20 protein-coding genes and 1 tRNA gene are annotated in these 15,291 nt (G+C 63.2%); 6 read left to right on the top strand and 15 right to left on the bottom strand.

Annotated features, from left to right (window positions below; genetic code table 11):
- Positions 1-62: 62 nt before the first annotated feature.
- From QA643_RS31745 to QA643_RS31730, 4 genes are all read right to left on the bottom strand, one after another.
- Positions 63-569 carry a protein-tyrosine phosphatase family protein gene (locus QA643_RS31745; protein ID WP_283029601.1) on the bottom strand — a complete coding sequence of 169 codons (507 nt, stop codon included), beginning with the start codon at positions 567-569 and terminating at the stop codon, positions 63-65.
- Positions 570-658: 89 nt separating this feature from the next.
- Positions 659-1,270 carry an HD family hydrolase gene (locus tag QA643_RS31740; protein ID WP_283029600.1) on the bottom strand — a complete coding sequence of 204 codons (612 nt, stop codon included), beginning with the start codon at positions 1,268-1,270 and terminating at the stop codon, positions 659-661.
- Positions 1,267-1,893, bottom strand: coding sequence for a DNA-3-methyladenine glycosylase I (locus QA643_RS31735; protein WP_283029599.1), 627 nt, complete (start codon positions 1,891-1,893; stop codon positions 1,267-1,269). Before QA643_RS31735 ends, QA643_RS31740 begins: the two co-directional genes overlap by 4 nt.
- Entirely contained in the window at positions 1,890-2,771 is an 882-nt protein-coding gene (locus QA643_RS31730) for a folate-binding protein (protein WP_283029598.1), read from the bottom strand. Before QA643_RS31730 ends, QA643_RS31735 begins: the two co-directional genes overlap by 4 nt.
- Before the next feature lie 138 nt (positions 2,772-2,909).
- Here QA643_RS31730 and QA643_RS31725 point away from each other — a divergent pair, with 138 nt between their 5' ends.
- Positions 2,910-4,304: a dihydroorotase gene (locus QA643_RS31725; protein WP_283029597.1), complete on the top strand. Its 1,395-nt coding sequence runs from the start codon at positions 2,910-2,912 to the stop codon at positions 4,302-4,304.
- Between the two features lie 73 nt (positions 4,305-4,377).
- On the opposite strand, the gene QA643_RS31720 is transcribed toward QA643_RS31725, so the two are convergent.
- From QA643_RS31720 to QA643_RS31700, 5 genes are all read right to left on the bottom strand, one after another.
- Positions 4,378-4,644, bottom strand: coding sequence for a hypothetical protein (locus tag QA643_RS31720; RefSeq protein WP_283029596.1), 267 nt, complete (start codon positions 4,642-4,644; stop codon positions 4,378-4,380).
- A gap of 138 nt (positions 4,645-4,782) precedes the next feature.
- The gene (locus QA643_RS31715; protein WP_283029595.1) at positions 4,783-5,421 is read right to left on the bottom strand and encodes an HAD family hydrolase; all 639 of its coding nucleotides are present in this window, start codon (positions 5,419-5,421) and stop codon (positions 4,783-4,785) included.
- Between the two features lie 6 nt (positions 5,422-5,427).
- Positions 5,428-5,805: a TIGR02301 family protein gene (locus tag QA643_RS31710; protein WP_283029594.1), complete on the bottom strand. Its 378-nt coding sequence runs from the start codon at positions 5,803-5,805 to the stop codon at positions 5,428-5,430.
- A 54-nt stretch (positions 5,806-5,859) separates the two neighbouring features.
- The gene (locus QA643_RS31705) at positions 5,860-6,279 is read right to left on the bottom strand and encodes an NUDIX domain-containing protein (protein ID WP_283029593.1); all 420 of its coding nucleotides are present in this window, start codon (positions 6,277-6,279) and stop codon (positions 5,860-5,862) included.
- A gap of 77 nt (positions 6,280-6,356) precedes the next feature.
- Positions 6,357-6,845, bottom strand: coding sequence for a hypothetical protein (locus QA643_RS31700; RefSeq protein WP_283034988.1), 489 nt, complete (start codon positions 6,843-6,845; stop codon positions 6,357-6,359).
- An 86-nt stretch (positions 6,846-6,931) separates the two neighbouring features.
- Between QA643_RS31700 and QA643_RS31695 the strand changes: the two genes are divergently transcribed.
- Positions 6,932-7,699, top strand: coding sequence for an SOS response-associated peptidase (locus tag QA643_RS31695; RefSeq protein ID WP_283029592.1), 768 nt, complete (start codon positions 6,932-6,934; stop codon positions 7,697-7,699).
- A gap of 110 nt (positions 7,700-7,809) precedes the next feature.
- Here the strand turns inward: QA643_RS31695 and QA643_RS31690 are convergent, their stop codons facing one another.
- Genes QA643_RS31690 through QA643_RS31675 form a run of 4 tightly spaced genes read right to left on the bottom strand, consistent with a single transcriptional unit; the run spans position 7,810 to position 11,303 of the window.
- Positions 7,810-8,391, bottom strand: coding sequence for an NUDIX domain-containing protein (locus QA643_RS31690; protein ID WP_283029591.1), 582 nt, complete (start codon positions 8,389-8,391; stop codon positions 7,810-7,812).
- Between the two features lie 9 nt (positions 8,392-8,400).
- On the bottom strand, positions 8,401-8,862 hold the full coding sequence (locus tag QA643_RS31685) for a GNAT family acetyltransferase (RefSeq protein WP_283029590.1): 462 nt from the start codon (positions 8,860-8,862) through the stop codon (positions 8,401-8,403).
- A complete protein-coding gene (locus tag QA643_RS31680; protein WP_283029589.1) occupies positions 8,859-10,286 on the bottom strand; it encodes an FAD-binding oxidoreductase in 1,428 nt (475 codons plus the stop codon). Before QA643_RS31680 ends, QA643_RS31685 begins: the two co-directional genes overlap by 4 nt.
- 24 nt (positions 10,287-10,310) lie before the next feature.
- Complete coding sequence (locus QA643_RS31675; RefSeq protein WP_283029588.1) at positions 10,311-11,303, bottom strand: L-threonylcarbamoyladenylate synthase; 993 nt, start codon at positions 11,301-11,303, stop codon at positions 10,311-10,313.
- Positions 11,304-11,372: 69 nt separating this feature from the next.
- Between QA643_RS31675 and QA643_RS31670 the strand changes: the two genes are divergently transcribed.
- Positions 11,373-11,449, top strand: a tRNA-Pro gene (locus QA643_RS31670).
- Positions 11,450-11,714: 265 nt separating this feature from the next.
- On the opposite strand, the gene QA643_RS31665 is transcribed toward QA643_RS31670, so the two are convergent.
- Positions 11,715-11,918, bottom strand: a complete 204-nt coding sequence (locus QA643_RS31665; protein ID WP_283029587.1) for a hypothetical protein — start codon at positions 11,916-11,918, stop codon at positions 11,715-11,717.
- A 615-nt stretch (positions 11,919-12,533) separates the two neighbouring features.
- Here QA643_RS31665 and QA643_RS31660 point away from each other — a divergent pair.
- Together QA643_RS31660 and QA643_RS31655 are read left to right on the top strand one after the other, a co-directional pair.
- On the top strand, positions 12,534-12,779 hold the full coding sequence (locus QA643_RS31660; protein ID WP_283029586.1) for a hypothetical protein: 246 nt from the start codon (positions 12,534-12,536) through the stop codon (positions 12,777-12,779).
- Positions 12,752-14,104 (top strand): hypothetical protein, encoded by a 1,353-nt coding sequence (locus QA643_RS31655; protein ID WP_283029585.1) that lies wholly within the window; start codon positions 12,752-12,754, stop codon positions 14,102-14,104. The genes QA643_RS31660 and QA643_RS31655 overlap by 28 nt, the downstream gene beginning before the upstream one ends.
- On the opposite strand, the gene QA643_RS31650 is transcribed toward QA643_RS31655, so the two are convergent.
- The gene (locus QA643_RS31650) at positions 14,101-14,841 is read right to left on the bottom strand and encodes a DUF3750 domain-containing protein (RefSeq protein WP_283029584.1); all 741 of its coding nucleotides are present in this window, start codon (positions 14,839-14,841) and stop codon (positions 14,101-14,103) included. The two genes, QA643_RS31655 and QA643_RS31650, sit on opposite strands and share 4 nt — an antisense overlap.
- 270 nt (positions 14,842-15,111) lie before the next feature.
- Here QA643_RS31650 and QA643_RS31645 point away from each other — a divergent pair, with 270 nt between their 5' ends.
- Positions 15,112-15,291, top strand: a complete 180-nt coding sequence (locus QA643_RS31645) for a hypothetical protein (RefSeq protein WP_283029583.1) — start codon at positions 15,112-15,114, stop codon at positions 15,289-15,291.

Genomic DNA, 15,291 nt, shown 5'->3' with positions numbered 1-15,291 from the left:
CGCACGCTTCGCAGCAACGGATATGGCTTTTTCGTGCCACAGCCGTGGGGAGTGCACAGGTTCTATTCCAGATCGAGCTGGAAGGGCCGGCCTTCGACGGTCATGCTGCCAGGGCCCATTTCATCGAGCGCGCGCAGCATCCGCCCCTCGCGTCCCAGCGCCTTGTCGGCGAGGCTGACGATCAGCCGGTTGGGCGAGGCGATGGGCGAGCGTGCCCGGATTTGCCGAGCAATCTCGATCTCGTCGCGGTTCGGATTGAGCGCGCAGGCCGCGGCGAAGGCGCTCGCCGTCGAGCGGCTGATGCCGGCATAGCAATGCACGACCATCGGCGCGCTGCGGTCCCAGCCGCGGACAAAATTGAGCACCCGCTCGATGTGCTCGACCGACGGCGCAACGAAGCCGTCCATCTGCTCGATAATGTCGTCCATCGACACCTTGAGGTGGTTGGCCTCGAGCACCGAAGCCGGACGCTGCACCTGGTCGACATTGGCCATCACGGTGAGAATATGGCTGGCGCCGGTGGCCCGCACGGTCTCGGGAAGTGCGGCAAGCGAGCAGACGTGAAGCATGATGATCCCTAAAGACGTTCCCTGAGCAGGCTTTTGCCGGGATTATAGGCCCGGTGACCGGGCGGTGAAAGCAGGTTTGGGATAGCCGATCAACCAAGCAGGAGGCTAAATCGGGCCAAAAACTGCTTCTCGGCCCGGGCTGCGGTCCAGGGTGTCAGATAATCGCGTACCGTGGACGCAGGCAGGCCGGGGTCCCTGCCGAACAGGCGCTTGGCCTCGCTTTCCGAAAATCCGGCCAGATGGGTGGCTTCGAGATAGGCCGCGCCGCGGTCGGCGGCCTTGATGGCCTTGGTGATCTCGTCGGCCAGAACCGCCGGCAGGCCGAAGCGGATATGGATTGCCGAAAGCAGACGCTTCTCCACCACCTTGTAGTCGCCGCCGAGCACCGCCTTGAACGGCGAGATCATGTCGCCGATGACATATTCCGGCGCGTCGTGCAGCAGCGCCGCGAGGCGGAAACGGGCGTCGACGCGCGGCATCTGCTCGCGCAGCACGGTCTCCACCAGCAGCGTGTGCTGCGCCACCGAGAAAATATGCGCGCCGCTGGTCTGACCGTTCCAGCGCGCCACACGCGCCAGGCCGTGGGCGATGTCGACGATCTCGATATCGAGCGGGGAAGGGTCGAGCAGATCGAGCCGCCGCCCCGACAGCATCCGCTGCCAGGCGCGGTTCGCGACGGTTGACGATTTTCGCGGCGTCATTTGGCCTTGAGGCGGGGCTTGCGAAGTTTGCCGCTGCAGCTTTCGTGGCAGAAGCAGGTGACCAGGTGGTCATTGACCATGCCGGTCGCCTGCATGAAGGCGTAGACGATGGTCGGGCCGACGAATTTGAAGCCGCGACTGCCGAGTTCCTTCGAAATCTTCACCGACACCGGCGTCGAGGCCGGCACGCTCGCCGTGGTCTTGAACTGGTTGACGATGGGCTTGCCGTCGACGAAGTCCCACAGGAACTTCGAAAAGCCCGGGCCTTCCTCCATAATCTTCAGGTAAGCCTTGGCGCTATTAATGGTGCCTTCGATCTTGGCGCGATTGCGAACGATGCCGGCATCGTTCATCAGCGTATGGACCTTCTTCTCGCTGTAGCGTGCGATCTTCTCCGGCTGGAAGTCGTCGAAGGCTTTGCGAAAATTGTCGCGCTTGCGCAGGATCGTGATCCAGGACAGCCCGGCCTGGAAGCCGTCGAGGATCAGTTTTTCATAGAGCGCACGGTCGTCATATTCGGGTACGCCCCATTCGGTATCGTGATAGGCCATGTAGAACGGGTCTTCGCCCGGCCACGGGCATCGCATCTTGCCGTCGGGATGCAGGCGCGCAGATTTGCTCATGCGACGGTCTGCTTCGGCGGGGTACGCACATCGTTCGGGTCGGTCAGTCGGATCGCAAGCCCGCCGGCGGTGAGCGAAAGGCCGGCATCGAGCGCGTCGGCCACGCGGTCGATCCGCAGCAGGGCCAGGCCGTGGCCGCCGGCGGTCGATCCCATGGTGCCGACCTGCTTGTCGCCACCGAGCACGGCGACGCCGGTCTCCGGCGAAAAATCTTCGAGCGTGACGCGTACGATCCGCGTCCGCGCGGTGCCGCGATGCTGCATCCGCGACACCACCTCCTGGCCGACATAGCAGCCCTTGTCGAAATCGACCCCGTGCAGGCGGTCCATGTTGGTCTCGTGCGGGAACGCATCGCTGTACATGAAATCGAGCCCGCCGCGCGGCACGCCCGCTGCAATGCGATGGACCTCGTAGGCCTCGCTGTCCACAAGCTCGGCGCCGATCAGATCGGCCACCTTCTGCTTGAGATCCTCTGATACGAGAATGCGCCAGCCCAGGCTTTCATGGCGCGGATCGGCAAACGCCAGATCGGGCTTCATCGCAGGCTCACCGTCCCACGCCGCCATGACGCCCATGCTATCAGAGATATTTTCCACCGCGACCTTGGCGCGCAGCTTGTAGAAGCCAAGCTTGTCGGCGAGGTTTTGCGCCAGCACGCGCGGCGCATCGATCAGGAAGCCGCCGCCATGGCCGGCCGGGGCCTCGGTAATCAGGAAGTCGGTCGTGATCTTGCCCTGCGGCGTCAGTAGCGCGCCGAACCGGCCGAACCCGGGCGTAAGCAGCGAGACGTCTGTGGTGATGAGGCCGTTGAGAAAGTTGCGGGCGTCCTCGCCCGTCACCTTCACCACGCCCCGATCAGGGAGAAACGCTGCTTTCATAAGCTAAATCGGCCTCTTTTGACGGTCTTTTCAAGTTCCTGGGAAAACGCAGGCGACGGATATCCCATGCGAAGTTAAGGCGCTAAGGTGCCCCCAACAAGCCCTGTGCGTAAGCCTTAAGGCGGGCCTCGAGGACCGATGAATCAACGATTTGATACCATTCTAAAATCCGGCACCGTGGTCAATCAGGACGGCGAGGGCGTCCGGGACATCGGTATTTTAAATGGCCGGATCGCCGCGATCGGCGGGCTTGGACAGGCTTCCGCCGCCGAGACGATCGACTGCAAGGGCCTGCATATCCTGCCCGGCGTGATGGATACGCAGGTGCATTTCCGCGAGCCCGGGCTGACGCATAAAGAAGATCTGGAGACCGGGTCGCGCAGCGCCGTGATGGGCGGCGTGACAGCCGTGTTCGAGATGCCGAACACCAACCCGCTCACGGTCACCGAGGAGGCGTTCACCGAGAAGATCAGGGCTGGCCACCATCGCATGCATTGCGATTTTGCGTTCTTTATCGGTGGCACGCGCGAGAACGTTAATCATCTGCCTGAACTCGAGCGCGCACCTGGCTGCGCCGGCGTCAAGGTATTCATCGGTTCCTCCACCGGCGCGCTGCTGGTCGAGGACGACGAGAGCCTGCGCCGCATCTTCCAGGTGATCCGCCGCCGCGCCGCGTTCCACGCCGAGGACGAATACCGCCTCAACGAGCGCAAGCCGATCCGCGTCGAGGGCGATCCGCGCTCGCATCCGGTCTGGCGCGACGAGACCGCGGCGCTGATGGCGACGCAGCGGCTGGTCAACCTCGCGCGCGAGACCGGAAAGCGCATCCACGTGCTGCACATCTCGACCAGGCAGGAGATCGAATATTTACGCGATCACAAGGACGTCGCCTCCTGCGAGGCAACGCCGCATCACCTCACCATGGCCGCGCCGGAATGCTACGAGCGGCTCGGCACGCTGGCGCAGATGAACCCGCCGGTACGCTCGGCCGATCACCGCGAGGGCATCTGGTACGGCATCGAGCAGGGCATTATCGACGTGCTCGGCTCCGACCACGCGCCGCATACGCTGGAGGAAAAGGCCAAGGCCTATCCGGCTTCGCCCTCGGGCATGACGGGGGTGCAGACGCTGGTGCCGTTGATGCTCGACCACGTCAATGCCGGGCGGCTGTCGCTACAGCGCTTCGTCGATCTGACCAGCGCCGGTCCGGCGCGCCTGTTCAACATCGCGTGCAAGGGCCGCATCGCAGCCGGCTATGACGCCGACTTCACCATCGTCGATCTCAAGCGCAGCGAGACCATCACCAACAAATGGGTGGCCTCAAAGGCCGGTTGGACGCCCTATGACGGTGTCCGCGTCACCGGCTGGCCGGTCGGCACCTTCGTGCGCGGCAAGCGCGTGATGTGGCAGGGCGAGCTGACGACGCCGTCAACCGGCGAGCCGGTGCGGTTTTTGGAGACTGCGTCGCCCCAACTATCGCTGTCATCACCCGCGCAGGCGCAGGCGGGTGATCCAGTATTCCAGAGACGTTAGACTAGTGCTTGAATCGAGAGGCCGCGGCGTACTGGGTCGCCCGGTCAAGCCGGGCGATGACAGCGGAACAAGCTCACTGCTTCGCCAACGCCAGCGAGAACTCGCCGTTGCGCACGCGGGTCGAGAGTCCGTCTGCAAATTTCGCCACCGCGTCCTCGCCATAGGTCGAGACCAGCTCGGCCAGCGCCGTAAACAGGCTCGCCTGCGCGAGGCAGTCGCCATCGACGCCGTCGTGCCGCGCTTCGGCCCAGGCTTCGCTCAGATAGCTGAGCGCCGTCTGCTTCTGTTCGAGATCGGGAAGCGGGTCGTGGTCAATCGAGAAGGCGGCTGGACGGCTCATGAACTCAACGAAATTTGCGCGAACCAGGGCGGAACGCATCTAACGCGACAAGCTGTAGCACGCGGTGCGCGCCAGCCTAGCCACATCTTTAGGAAAGGTTAACAGCGCTGCACGAATTTCAGGCTGGTTCCGCCAGCGTCAGGATATGCAGCGCAAAATCGCGGCCGGTGTCGCGCAGACATGGTGCGCGCCGGCGCCGAGCAGTTCGTCACGGCTGCCATAGCCGTAGAGCACGCCAATGCCCTTCATGCCGTTGTTTTTCGCGCCGACCATGTCGTGGCTGCGGTCGCCGATCATCAGGGTTTTGGCCGGATCGACCGAAATTTCCTTCAGCGCGTATTCGAGCAGATGCGATTTATCCACGCGGGTGCCGTCGAGTTCGGAACCGAACACGCGCTCGAAGTGACCGCGCAGGCCGAAATGATCGATGATTCGTTCGGCGAACACGTGCGGCTTGCTGGTCGCGACGAACAGCCGGTGGCCGGAAGTACAGAGCGCTGTCAGCACTTCGCTGATGCCGTCATAGACGCCGTTCTCATAGAGGCCGACATCGGAAAATCGCTCGCGGTAGAGTGCCAGCGCGCGGTCAGCGGCGTGATCGGCGCCGAGCAGCCTCACAAAGCTGGCGCGCAGCGGCGGGCCGATGCACCAAGTCAACTCGTCCTCGGTCGGGATCGTATGATGGTCGAGCCGTTGCAGCGCATATTGGATCGAGCGGGTGATGCCCGGCTTGGGGTCGGTCAGCGTCCCGTCGAGATCGAAATAGATCGCGTCCATTTTTCTTCAGTTGGCGTAGCGCGCGGTGAGGTCGCGCGAAATCTTCGAGCCTTCCTCGATATACCTGCGGATCGCGACCGAGGCCGCCGGCGTGCAGGTCCGGTAGGTCTGCTGAAAGCCATTATAGCCGCGGTTGAAGCCAGCGATCATGCGGGCGCGGCGGTCGCCGGAGGGGGTTTCGGCGTCGATCAGGGCCTGCATCTCGTTGCGCCATTTTGCCCCTTCATTGGCGCCGCAGATGCCCCGGAGGTAGTGCAGGGTGCCGAGAATCTCGGCCAGCCGCTGCAGGTCGCCGTCGAACGGCGCGGCGGCATCCTGGGCCCGCGCGGGGGCCAGATGGCAGGCCGAAACCAGGATGAGGGCGGCGAGGGCGTGCTTGAGCATTTGAGGGCCATATGCCCCCTTAAGAGCCCCGAAGCAAGGCTGGCGGGACACCGCCTAGACCAGCTTCCGGGCGGCCTCGATGACCTCCACAAGGCCGCCGGTAACCTTGAGGTCGCCCAGGCTGTCCGGCGCCAGCCATTTGAAGTCGTCGTGCTCGTCGTTCAGGACGGGCTCCCGCGCCGTCCAGCGCGCCGCGAACGACATGATCACGTAATGCCCGCCGCCGGAGACCCCCGGCAGCACTTCGCGCCAGCCGGCAAGGCCCAGAATCTCGATTCTGAGGGCGGTTTCCTCGTCGACCTCGCGGTGGAGCGCGGCGTGCAGGGATTCGCCGAATTCGACCCGGCCGCCGGGGAGGGAGTAGAAGCCCTTGCCCGGCGAGCGGGCGCGGCGAACCAGCAGGACCTTGCCATCGCGAAAAATCGCACCGCTGACGGCAAGCTGGGGACGGGTCGGCTGGACAGGGGCGGTCACGGGGATCCGATAAGCAGGGAACGCGCTTTTGCGGGAAACATCATGCCTGATTGGGCCGCTTTGGTCTAACCCGGCGGTTAGTTCGACATCACCGATTCGACGTTCGTCTCTGAACTGCCGTTGATGACGCCGCCGGCCAGCGCCACCAGCGGCTTGACCCAGGCAGTGGCCTGCTCGGCCAGTGTCGCGCGCGTCCGGTCCTGCTGCGCGTCGCGCATCGCCTTGCCGACCGCTGTCAGAATCGAGGTCATGGTGGTGGTGAGATGGTCGAAATCGGCGCGGACCTTCGGGTCGGCGCATTCATAGGCCTCGATCGCCAGGTCACGAGCCTTGAAATTGGAGGCCCAGAAATGCTCAGCGTAGGACAGCGGTGTCCAGGTCAGAAAATCCTCCGCGCATTCCGGCATGTCCGGAACCATTTCGAGCAGCATGATGGCTTCGTTGAAATGATTCAGGTAGTCGGTGGCAAGCCCGGTGCGCGGGTTGATATTGGCCGCGCGCAACTGCGCCGCGCGGGCCTCGTCAATACGGCCCGGCGGTGGCGGCATCGCGCGATCGGATCGCATTTCGTTGGCGGCCGTGGAGGTCATCGGGCCCACTGTTAAGGGCCTGGGTTAACACCCATTAAACGGAAGCCTATGTTGGTCAGATAATGTGCGGACGCTTCGTAATTACTTCACCGCCGGCGGCGCTTCGGCAAATTTTTGGCTATATTGAACAGCCCAATTTTCCGCCGCGATACAATATTGCGCCGACGCAGCCGGTTCCGGTGGTCATGCTGGAAAATGGCGGCCGCCATTTTCGCCTGATGCGTTGGGGACTGGTGCCAGCATGGGTCAAGGACCCCCGTAAATTTACGCTGCTGATCAATGCGCGCTCCGAGACCGTGCGCGAGAAGCCGGCGTTCAAGAATGCGATCAGGCGGCGGCGCTGTCTTATTCCGGCGGACGGTTATTACGAATGGCAGGGCGCGGGCGGCCGCAAGCGGCCGTTCTTCATCCACCGCCGCGACGGAAAGCCCGTCGGTTTTGCCGCGCTGGCGGAGACCTGGATGGGACCGAACGGCGAGGAGACCGACGGCGTCGCCATCGTCACGGCGCCCGCCAGCCGCGACCTATCCGTGTTGCATCACCGGGTGCCCGTGACGATTGCACCGGAAGAGTTCGAACGCTGGCTCGACAGCCGCGCGTACGACGTTGACGAGATCATGCCGCTGCTGCGCGGGCCGGCTGAAGGTGAGTTTGCCTGGCACGAGATTTCCACGCGCGTCAATAAAGTGGTCAATGACGACGCGCAGTTGCTGCTGCCGATCACAGAGGAGCAGCGGGCGGCGGAGGAGCCGAAGCCGGCGAAGAAAGCCGCGCCGCGCAAGGCGTCCACGGTGGTGCCGGAGGATGACGGGCAGGGCTCGTTGTTTTGAAGCTGGCTCAAATCTCGTAGGGTGGGCAGAGCGCAGCGTGCCCACCATCGCGAGCGGAAGCGCGCGGTGGAAATGGTGGGCACGCTGCGCTTTGCCCACCCTACGAATCCCTACTTAAAAATATTCAGCGCCGCGTATTGCAGCAGCATGATGGTCTTGGCGTCGACAATGCGGCCGTCGGATATCATCACGAGTGCCTGCTCGATCGGCAGCTCCAGCACCTCGATGTCCTCGCCTTCCTCAGCGAGGCCGCCGCCATCGCCGATGCGCATCGCGGCGTCGTATTCGGCGACGAAGAAGTGGATTTTCTCCGTCACCGAGCCCGGGCTCATGAAGGCCTCGAACACTTTTCGCACATCGTGCAGGCGATAGCCGATTTCTTCTTCGGCTTCGGCGCGAATCCGCTTCTCCGGCGTTTCGTCGTCGAGCATGCCGGCAGCGGCCTCGATCATGAGGTCGTCATGGCCGGCCAGATAGGGCGGCAGGCGGAATTGCCGCGCCAGCACGACGGTGCGGTTTGCGAGATTATAGGGCAGAAGCGTCGCGGCGTGGCCGCGGTCGAACACCTCCCGCTTCTGCGTCTGCCACTCGCCATTGCCGCGGCGATAGTCGAACTCGACTTCGTCTAGTCGATAGCGCCGGTCGGAAAGCACGCTGATATTCTTGACGCGGACACGATCGGAGATGGTCATGGCAATCCTTCAGCGCGGCGGCTCGCGGCCGTCGAGCCATTTGGCGAACACGACGGTCTGGGCCTCTTCGTAGCCGAGCGACTGATAAAACGCAGCGACGCCGGCGTTTTCGCGCCGAACCATCAATTGCAGTTTCGGCATGCCGGCGGCACGCAGCCAGTCCTCGGCCGCCTTCATGATGGCGCGGCCGTAGCCTTTGGCGCGGAGGTTGGGATCGCTGGCGACGTAATAAACCCAGCCGCGATGGCCGTCATGGCCGACCATCGCGGTCGCCACGATCGCATTGCCCTCGCGGCCGACCAGCACGGTCGAATTCGGCTCGCGCCGTGCCAGCGCAATGTCGCTTGAGGGATCGTTCCACGGCCGCGTCAGGCCGCAGGCCTGCCACAGCGCGATCACGGCGGCGATATCGGCATCGGCGATCTCAGCTATGGCGAGCGCGGGAACAGGCTTCGTCACAGATACGGTCACAGCACCTTCCCCGGATTCATGATGCCGAGGGGATCGAGCATCGCCTTGACGCCGCGCATCAGTTCGATTGCGACCTTGTCCTTGACGTCAGGCAGTTCGTCGCGCTTGAGCACTCCGATGCCGTGCTCGGCGGAGATCGAGCCGCCCATCCGCAGCACGATCTCGAAGACGACTTCGTTGACCTCGTGCCAGCGCGACATGAAGTCGGCGGTGTTGCCGCCGACCGGCTGGCTGACATTGTAGTGGATGTTGCCGTCGCCGAGATGGCCGAACGGCACCGGCCGCGAGCCCGGAATGAGCTTTACTACCGCCGCATTGGCCTCCTCGATGAAGGCGGGCACAGCCGCGACAGGCACCGAGATATCGTGCTTGATCGAGCCGCCTTCCGGCTTCTGCGCCGCCGACATCTCGTCGCGCAGCTTCCAGAAGCCGGCCCGCTGCGAGAGATTTGCGGCGATCACGGCGTCGTCGACGATGCCTTCCTCCATCCCCTGAGCAAGGATCGATTCCAGCGCGGCGCGGGCGTCGTCGCGGGAGGACGACAGCTCCATCAGCACGTACCAGGGATGCTTGCTGGTCAGGGGATCGCGCACGTCGATGCCGTGACGCAGGCTGAAATCGACGGCGATGTCGGCCAGGAGTTCGAAGCTGGTGAGGCTTCCTGCAGCCTCGTTCTGTGAGATCGAAAGCAGTTTCAGCGCCTGCGCTGGCGACGCGAGCCCGACATAGGCGGTTTCCACCGCGCGCGGCTTTGGAAACAGTTTCAGCGTCGCCGCAGTGATGATGCCGAGCGTACCCTCGGCACCTATGAAGAGGTTGCGCAAATCGTAGCCGGTATTGTCCTTTTTCAGCTTCGACAGCGCATTCAGGATGCGCCCGTCAGCCAGCACGACTTCGAGCCCAAGTGCCATCTCGCGCGCCACGCCATAGGCCAGTGCGGCGGTGCCGCCGGCATTGGTGGATAGATTGCCGCCGATGGTGCAGCTTCCTTCCGCGCCGAGAGACAGAGGAAACAGGCGATCGACTTCCGTCGCACGCTGCTGCGCAATCTGCAGGATCACGCCGGCCTCGCAGGTCATCGTGTTGGAAGCGGGATCGATGTCGCGGATCTTGTCGAGCCGCCGCAGCGACACGACGACCTCGCCATTGTGCGGCGTCTGGCCGCCGACCAGGCCGGTATTGCCGCCCTGCGGCACCAGCGCGATCTTGTGCGCGCTGGCGAGCTTGCAGATGGCGGACACTTCCGCGGTCGAGCCGGGCCGCAGCACCAGCGGCGAGCGGCCGTGGAACAGGTCGCGCTCCTCGGTGACGTAGGGCGCGATGTCAACCGGATCGGTCACCGCATATTTGTCGCCGACGATGGCGCGAAACTTGGCGATGAGTTCGGTGGAAAGAGGGGGCACGGAGCCCTGGACGATATTCATTTTCTTCTCTTTCATTCTCGCCCGTTATTCTCGCCCGACTGCCGCGCGGCGCAGCCGGTCGTTGATGGCTTCGCCCAATCCGTCGTCCGGTATCGGCATCACGGCAATGGTGCGCACGCCTTTGGCGTCAAGCGCGCGCAGATGCCCGAACAGATTGGCTGCGGCCTCATTGAGATCGCCGCGCTCCGACAGATTCATCACGGCAGCGGCGGCGTCAATTCCCGAAATTGCTCCGAGGCCGAACGCGAGCAATGCTTCGCCCGTCTCGACCGCGACGGCATTGAGCCGCACGCGGGCACGGGGCGCGTAGTGCGAGGCCAGCATGCCCGGTGCCAGCGGCTGGGCGCTGTCGTTTTCCGCATCCTTCGGCGGTTGCTTCAGCGTGCGGCCGAGCACGCGCTCGATCTCGGCGCGCGGCAGGCCGCCGGGGCGGAGCAGCATCGGCGCGTCAAAACAGCCGATGATGGTCGATTCGACGCCGACATCGACCGCGCCGCCGTCGACGATCAGGTCTATTCTGCCTGCAAGGTCGCTGTGCACATGGGCCGCCGTGGTCGGCGAGACGTGGCCCGAGATATTCGCCGACGGCGCCACCACCGGGCCGCCGAATACGCGCAGGATGTCGCGCGCGATCGCATGCGCCGGGATGCGGACCGCGACCGTATCGAGGCCCGCAGTGGCAAGATCGGCGACGCCGCAGCCTTCCGTCTTCGGCAGCACCAGTGTCAGCGGGCCGGGCCAGAACGCCTCGCCGAGCGCGGTTGCCGCCGCGTCAAAACAGGCGATCTTCCGCGCCGCCGCGATATCGCCGATATGGGCAATCAGCGGATTGAAGGCCGGCCGGCCCTTGGCCTGGTAGAGACGGGCGATCGCGGCCGGATTGGTGGCGTCGGCGCCGAGGCCGTAGACGGTTTCGGTCGGGAACGCGACCAGCCCGCCCTGGGTAAGGGCGTCGGCGGCGGCCGCCACGGCGGCCTCGCCGGCAGGCAAAATCTGGGTGTTCAGGCCAACATTCACTGTGATTAATTTCCTTAAATGGGCTGCTTGCGGTCGCCGAAACCCAAGGCTATAAGCCGCCATCCAAGTCGGAGTGTGGCTCAGCCCGGTAGAGCACTGCGTTCGGGACGCAGGGGTCGCAGGTTCGAATCCTGCCACTCCGACCATTACTCTTGCCGTTCATATTTCAGGGCTTTTTCTGATTGCTGGCGGTTCCCGAGTCAACCGCCGATCCCCTTTAAAAACCCGAATACAGGTCTGCGTTCCCGCGGCGCAGGGGGCTGGGCCTTGGCGAATCCCACTCTCGAAATCGAAGGGAGCAGGGAATGTCGGTGCTAACGGCACCCGTGCTTTCGCGCGGCGATCTATCTATGATTGTGTCTAGGTGATCCTGCCTCCGGAAGCCGGCTTGTCCGCGGCCACGCATATCCTTCAGGCCTCCTGGATCGTCGCCTCCGCTTGCGAGGCCACTTCCTTCGGCGACGCCGGGCTTTCCGTCTGCCCTTCTTCTTCAATCCTGACCTCGAACCAGCCCAGATCGGTCAGCTCGCGCGCCTTCTTCTCGGCGGCGTCCCGGTTTTCGCGCTTCAAAACGATGCGACTGGTGCCGTCGCGGGCAAAAATAAAATAGGTCATCTGAATTCCCTATTTTTCGTTTGCGGCGAGTGCAAGGGGGTGCGGTGTCTCAGTGCCGTGGCTTGGCCGGGCCTCAAAAATGATTCGGTAATGAAAACGCTCGATCCGCCGATCTGAGCCGTAATACTGGTCCAGGCATCGCGCGCCGTGGAGTCCTAATTGCTGTTCCCCCTCAGGAACAGCGGCGATGTTGCGGCCTTGCGACATGATTCATCGGAGGCATGCCCTGGCGCGTGATGCGTTCAACCCATACGGTGTCCCGGAACATGTCGGTGACTTGCAATGGTGAAGGCTGGCAAAACCTCGGCGTCGAAGCGGAGCATCCCTTCTGACGCGGGTGGCGCAGCGAGGAACTCCCGGCAATGACCGGCGTTTGCAGGGCATGAAGAGATATTATTTCGACCTGATCGGGGAGGTCTCCGCCAGGGACTTCCTTGGGCACCAATGCAAATCCCGAAAGGAGGCGAGGGAGCATGCCAGCTTTGTCGCTCACCGCATCGGGAGTGAGCATCCTCACTTTGTGAAACCCGGAAATCAGATAGCGGTGCGGGAAGAGGGCGGAGCGGCCTTCTACCAGGCACCTATCGCGCTGACGAGCCATTCGGGTTTTCACTGATGCCTTTCTATTATTTCGACCTGCTGGTCGACGGCCAGCCGAACAATCAGGGCGGCATGATCCTGGAGGATCTGTCCGTTGCGTCCGATCGCGCGGATGCGCTGGCGAGCGAGCTGCGCATTCTCAAGCCGGAGTTGCGTTCGACAAATTGCTTCGTCCGCGTGGTGGACGAGAACAACAATGAAATCTACCGCACACCGCTGGAGCCAATCCCGAGATGGTCGGTGCGTTCGTCCCAGAAGTGACGCCTGCCGCAGGCGGGCAAGGTCGCCCCACGAAGATTTGCGCTGAGGACGTTGAAGCATATCTGCATCGCAAGCACAGAGAACTCAGGCTGATCAATGATTGCCTGCACCACCCTCTACCGCTCAGCTGTCCGCGCTCGGTAAGCGACGTCATCAGGCACAAGTTTCAGCTCACCGCGGCCCTCAAGGCCGAGCACGCCCTTCATGATTGGACCGTTACCGAGACGGCATGGGCACATCAGGGACAGCGGCGCATCGGTCCCTTTGCATTCAGATATGACTATCAGCGCGCCGATCTCGATGTGCGCGGTCCCTCGTTTTACGACCTTCAGGGCAGCGCGATCGATACCGTCTATACGGCGTCCGGCATGGCGGCGATCTCCGCACTATTGCTCGCGCTGGCGGGCGTGATCGGAAAGGCGGACATTCTGGTTTTGCCGGGCGCTTATGGCGAGACGCAGGAGCTCATTGAGGGCTACGTCGAGCGCTTCCGCATGATTACGCTGAACTGCTCCAGTACAGGGGCGGCCGTTTCGAAATCGGCGTCACCACGAGTCCTGCTGCTGGATTCCTCCGCGTCGGCTCCGGCATTCGATGCCGGGCTGCGCCAGATCGATGCGGCGCCCGATCTCCTGATTTTCGATACGACCTGCTTATCCACCGGATCGGGCCGTATCCGGCGCGTGCTGGGACTTGCGCAGGAGTTTTCTATCCCCGTCGTCATGGTGCGCAGCCATACGAAACTGGATTCGCTCGGGGCCGAATACGGCCGGCTTGGCTCGGTGACTTTCGTCGATTGGGAAAGGAACGTTTCTTGCGGATCGAAACTCAAGGAGCTTCCGGCTGAAGTGCGAAATGCCATTCGGCTGCTCGGCGGCGCCGCGCTGCCGGCGCATTTTCCGCCTTACATCGGCACGCCGTTATATCGCGAGCTGACGGATAAACGGATCGCCGCGATCTTGCGCAACGGCCGCCGAGCCAGCCGGTATTTCGCGGCGGCGCTGCCGGGCCTGACCGCCGAATTGCATTACGTCCACGGCCTCTATCTCACGCTCAGCACCCGGCAGAAGCTGGACGAGGCGTCAGCTAGATGCGCAGCTGCGAAAATGAGTCGCGATCTGGCAGAAGCCGGCTTGCCGATCCAGCATGCGGGAAGCTTCGGCTTTGATTTTGTCGCGACGGAGTGGTTCCACAATCCCACAACCGGCCGCTATAGCGTGCGAATTGCAGTGCCTGATCTTCCGACTGCGATCTGGGACGATCTTGTCGACGCGATTGCAAAGTGGTGGTCGGCGCACCAATGGGCAGGCGGCTCCCGCAGCTAGATCCCGGCGGTCATCCCCAGCCGGCCGAGGCCCGGCAGCTTGAGCGCAGGGCGGCGAATGTCGAAGCCCACCACCGCGCCGAGGAAGTTGATCTCGAAACCTTCGACCCATCCGAGGGTGAGGCCGAAATAGCCGCCAAGCGAGGCGAACACCCCGGTGCCCGACGGCGTCAGCCCGAACCATTCGCCGCGATAGGGAAAATCCTTTCCGACGGCGGTCGGCGGCAACACCACCCTGATTTCGGGAACGGCGTCGAGCGCCGCCTGGACAAAGGTGTTGGAGTTCGGTCCCGGCCACGCGCTGTAGTCGCCATTGGCGCGGAATTTGTAGTTCTCGATGACGTGGCGGATTTTCGGGATCAGGCGGCTGGCTTCCGCGCCGTCGACGGCCGCAATGGTTTCGGGAACAGCACCAAACCACCGCGCATCGGCGGCGAAGCCGTTGGTGCGGACAGGCGCGCCCCAGGCCGTGTAGTCGTAACGTGTGTATGTCGGCGCGTTCTCTTCCTTGACGACGATCCAGGTGTGGATCGCGAATATCGCCTTCCATCGAACGGTGCGCGCGCCGTAGACGCGGATGATCGCGCCAGGATGCTGGGACGGCAGCGGCAGAAGGCCGGCGCTCGAGCGGTCCGCGGTCTGCCAATTGCCCCTGTTTTCCGCAAGCCAGTAGCGCCCCGCCGACACGCCGACCGGGAAGAAGATCAACAACAGGAAGATGGCTGTCGGTTTGAGCAATGGAAACGTGGGTGCATGCTGTGGTGATGGCAGCCCTGATATAGTTCACGTCGGCGCTCACGCCAGTGGCGAGCGAGCGTCTATGTCAGAGCGCTGTTGGGCTGCAAAGAAGATTTTTCAAATGCGGCTTGAGCAAAAACTCCAAGTAGGCTCAGTATCTCGGAGAGGTATTGTCAACTGAAAATTGTGTTTGATAGTCTGTTTCAACGCTTGACGTATTGTTATACATAACCTTTGATCTGCAATCAAAGGTAGTTCCAGCCTCAGTCCATGCGAACTCTTCGCTCCACCATTCCAGCTGTCGTCGCAATGTGGTTCATGTGCTTCCTGCTGGCCTATACGCTCACCGGCAGGCAGGCCTCGCAATGGCTGGTCATCGGCACCGGCGTGCTTGCCATCGCCCTGGTGTGGGTTGTGAAATCGCCGAGTTCCGAGGCGCCGCCGCAGTAA

It is taken from the genome of Bradyrhizobium sp. CB3481 (genome assembly GCF_029714305.1).
GTDB lineage: Bacteria > Pseudomonadota > Alphaproteobacteria > Rhizobiales > Xanthobacteraceae > Bradyrhizobium.
Note: the sequence above shows the minus strand (reverse complement) of the source record. Positions and strands in the feature narration are given on the sequence as shown.

Coding starts and splice junctions, on each gene's coding strand:
- QA643_RS31740 (WP_283029600.1), bottom strand. CDS start 1,270: ATGACGCCGCGAAAATCGTCAACCGTCGCGAACCGCGCCTGGCAGCGG.
- QA643_RS31645 (WP_283029583.1), top strand. CDS start 15,112: ATGCGAACTCTTCGCTCCACCATTCCAGCTGTCGTCGCAATGTGGTTC.
- QA643_RS31735 (WP_283029599.1), bottom strand. CDS start 1,893: ATGAGCAAATCTGCGCGCCTGCATCCCGACGGCAAGATGCGATGCCCG.
- QA643_RS31660 (WP_283029586.1), top strand. CDS start 12,534: ATGCCTTTCTATTATTTCGACCTGCTGGTCGACGGCCAGCCGAACAAT.
- QA643_RS31690 (WP_283029591.1), bottom strand. CDS start 8,391: ATGACCATCTCCGATCGTGTCCGCGTCAAGAATATCAGCGTGCTTTCC.
- QA643_RS31700 (WP_283034988.1), bottom strand. CDS start 6,845: ATGCGATCCGATCGCGCGATGCCGCCACCGCCGGGCCGTATTGACGAG.
- QA643_RS31695 (WP_283029592.1), top strand. CDS start 6,932: ATGTGCGGACGCTTCGTAATTACTTCACCGCCGGCGGCGCTTCGGCAA.
- QA643_RS31680 (WP_283029589.1), bottom strand. CDS start 10,286: ATGAATATCGTCCAGGGCTCCGTGCCCCCTCTTTCCACCGAACTCATC.
- QA643_RS31710 (WP_283029594.1), bottom strand. CDS start 5,805: ATGCTCAAGCACGCCCTCGCCGCCCTCATCCTGGTTTCGGCCTGCCAT.
- QA643_RS31745 (WP_283029601.1), bottom strand. CDS start 569: ATGCTTCACGTCTGCTCGCTTGCCGCACTTCCCGAGACCGTGCGGGCC.
- QA643_RS31655 (WP_283029585.1), top strand. CDS start 12,752: ATGGTCGGTGCGTTCGTCCCAGAAGTGACGCCTGCCGCAGGCGGGCAA.
- QA643_RS31720 (WP_283029596.1), bottom strand. CDS start 4,644: ATGAGCCGTCCAGCCGCCTTCTCGATTGACCACGACCCGCTTCCCGAT.
- QA643_RS31730 (WP_283029598.1), bottom strand. CDS start 2,771: ATGAAAGCAGCGTTTCTCCCTGATCGGGGCGTGGTGAAGGTGACGGGC.
- QA643_RS31725 (WP_283029597.1), top strand. CDS start 2,910: ATGAATCAACGATTTGATACCATTCTAAAATCCGGCACCGTGGTCAAT.
- QA643_RS31665 (WP_283029587.1), bottom strand. CDS start 11,918: ATGACCTATTTTATTTTTGCCCGCGACGGCACCAGTCGCATCGTTTTG.
- QA643_RS31715 (WP_283029595.1), bottom strand. CDS start 5,421: ATGGACGCGATCTATTTCGATCTCGACGGGACGCTGACCGACCCCAAG.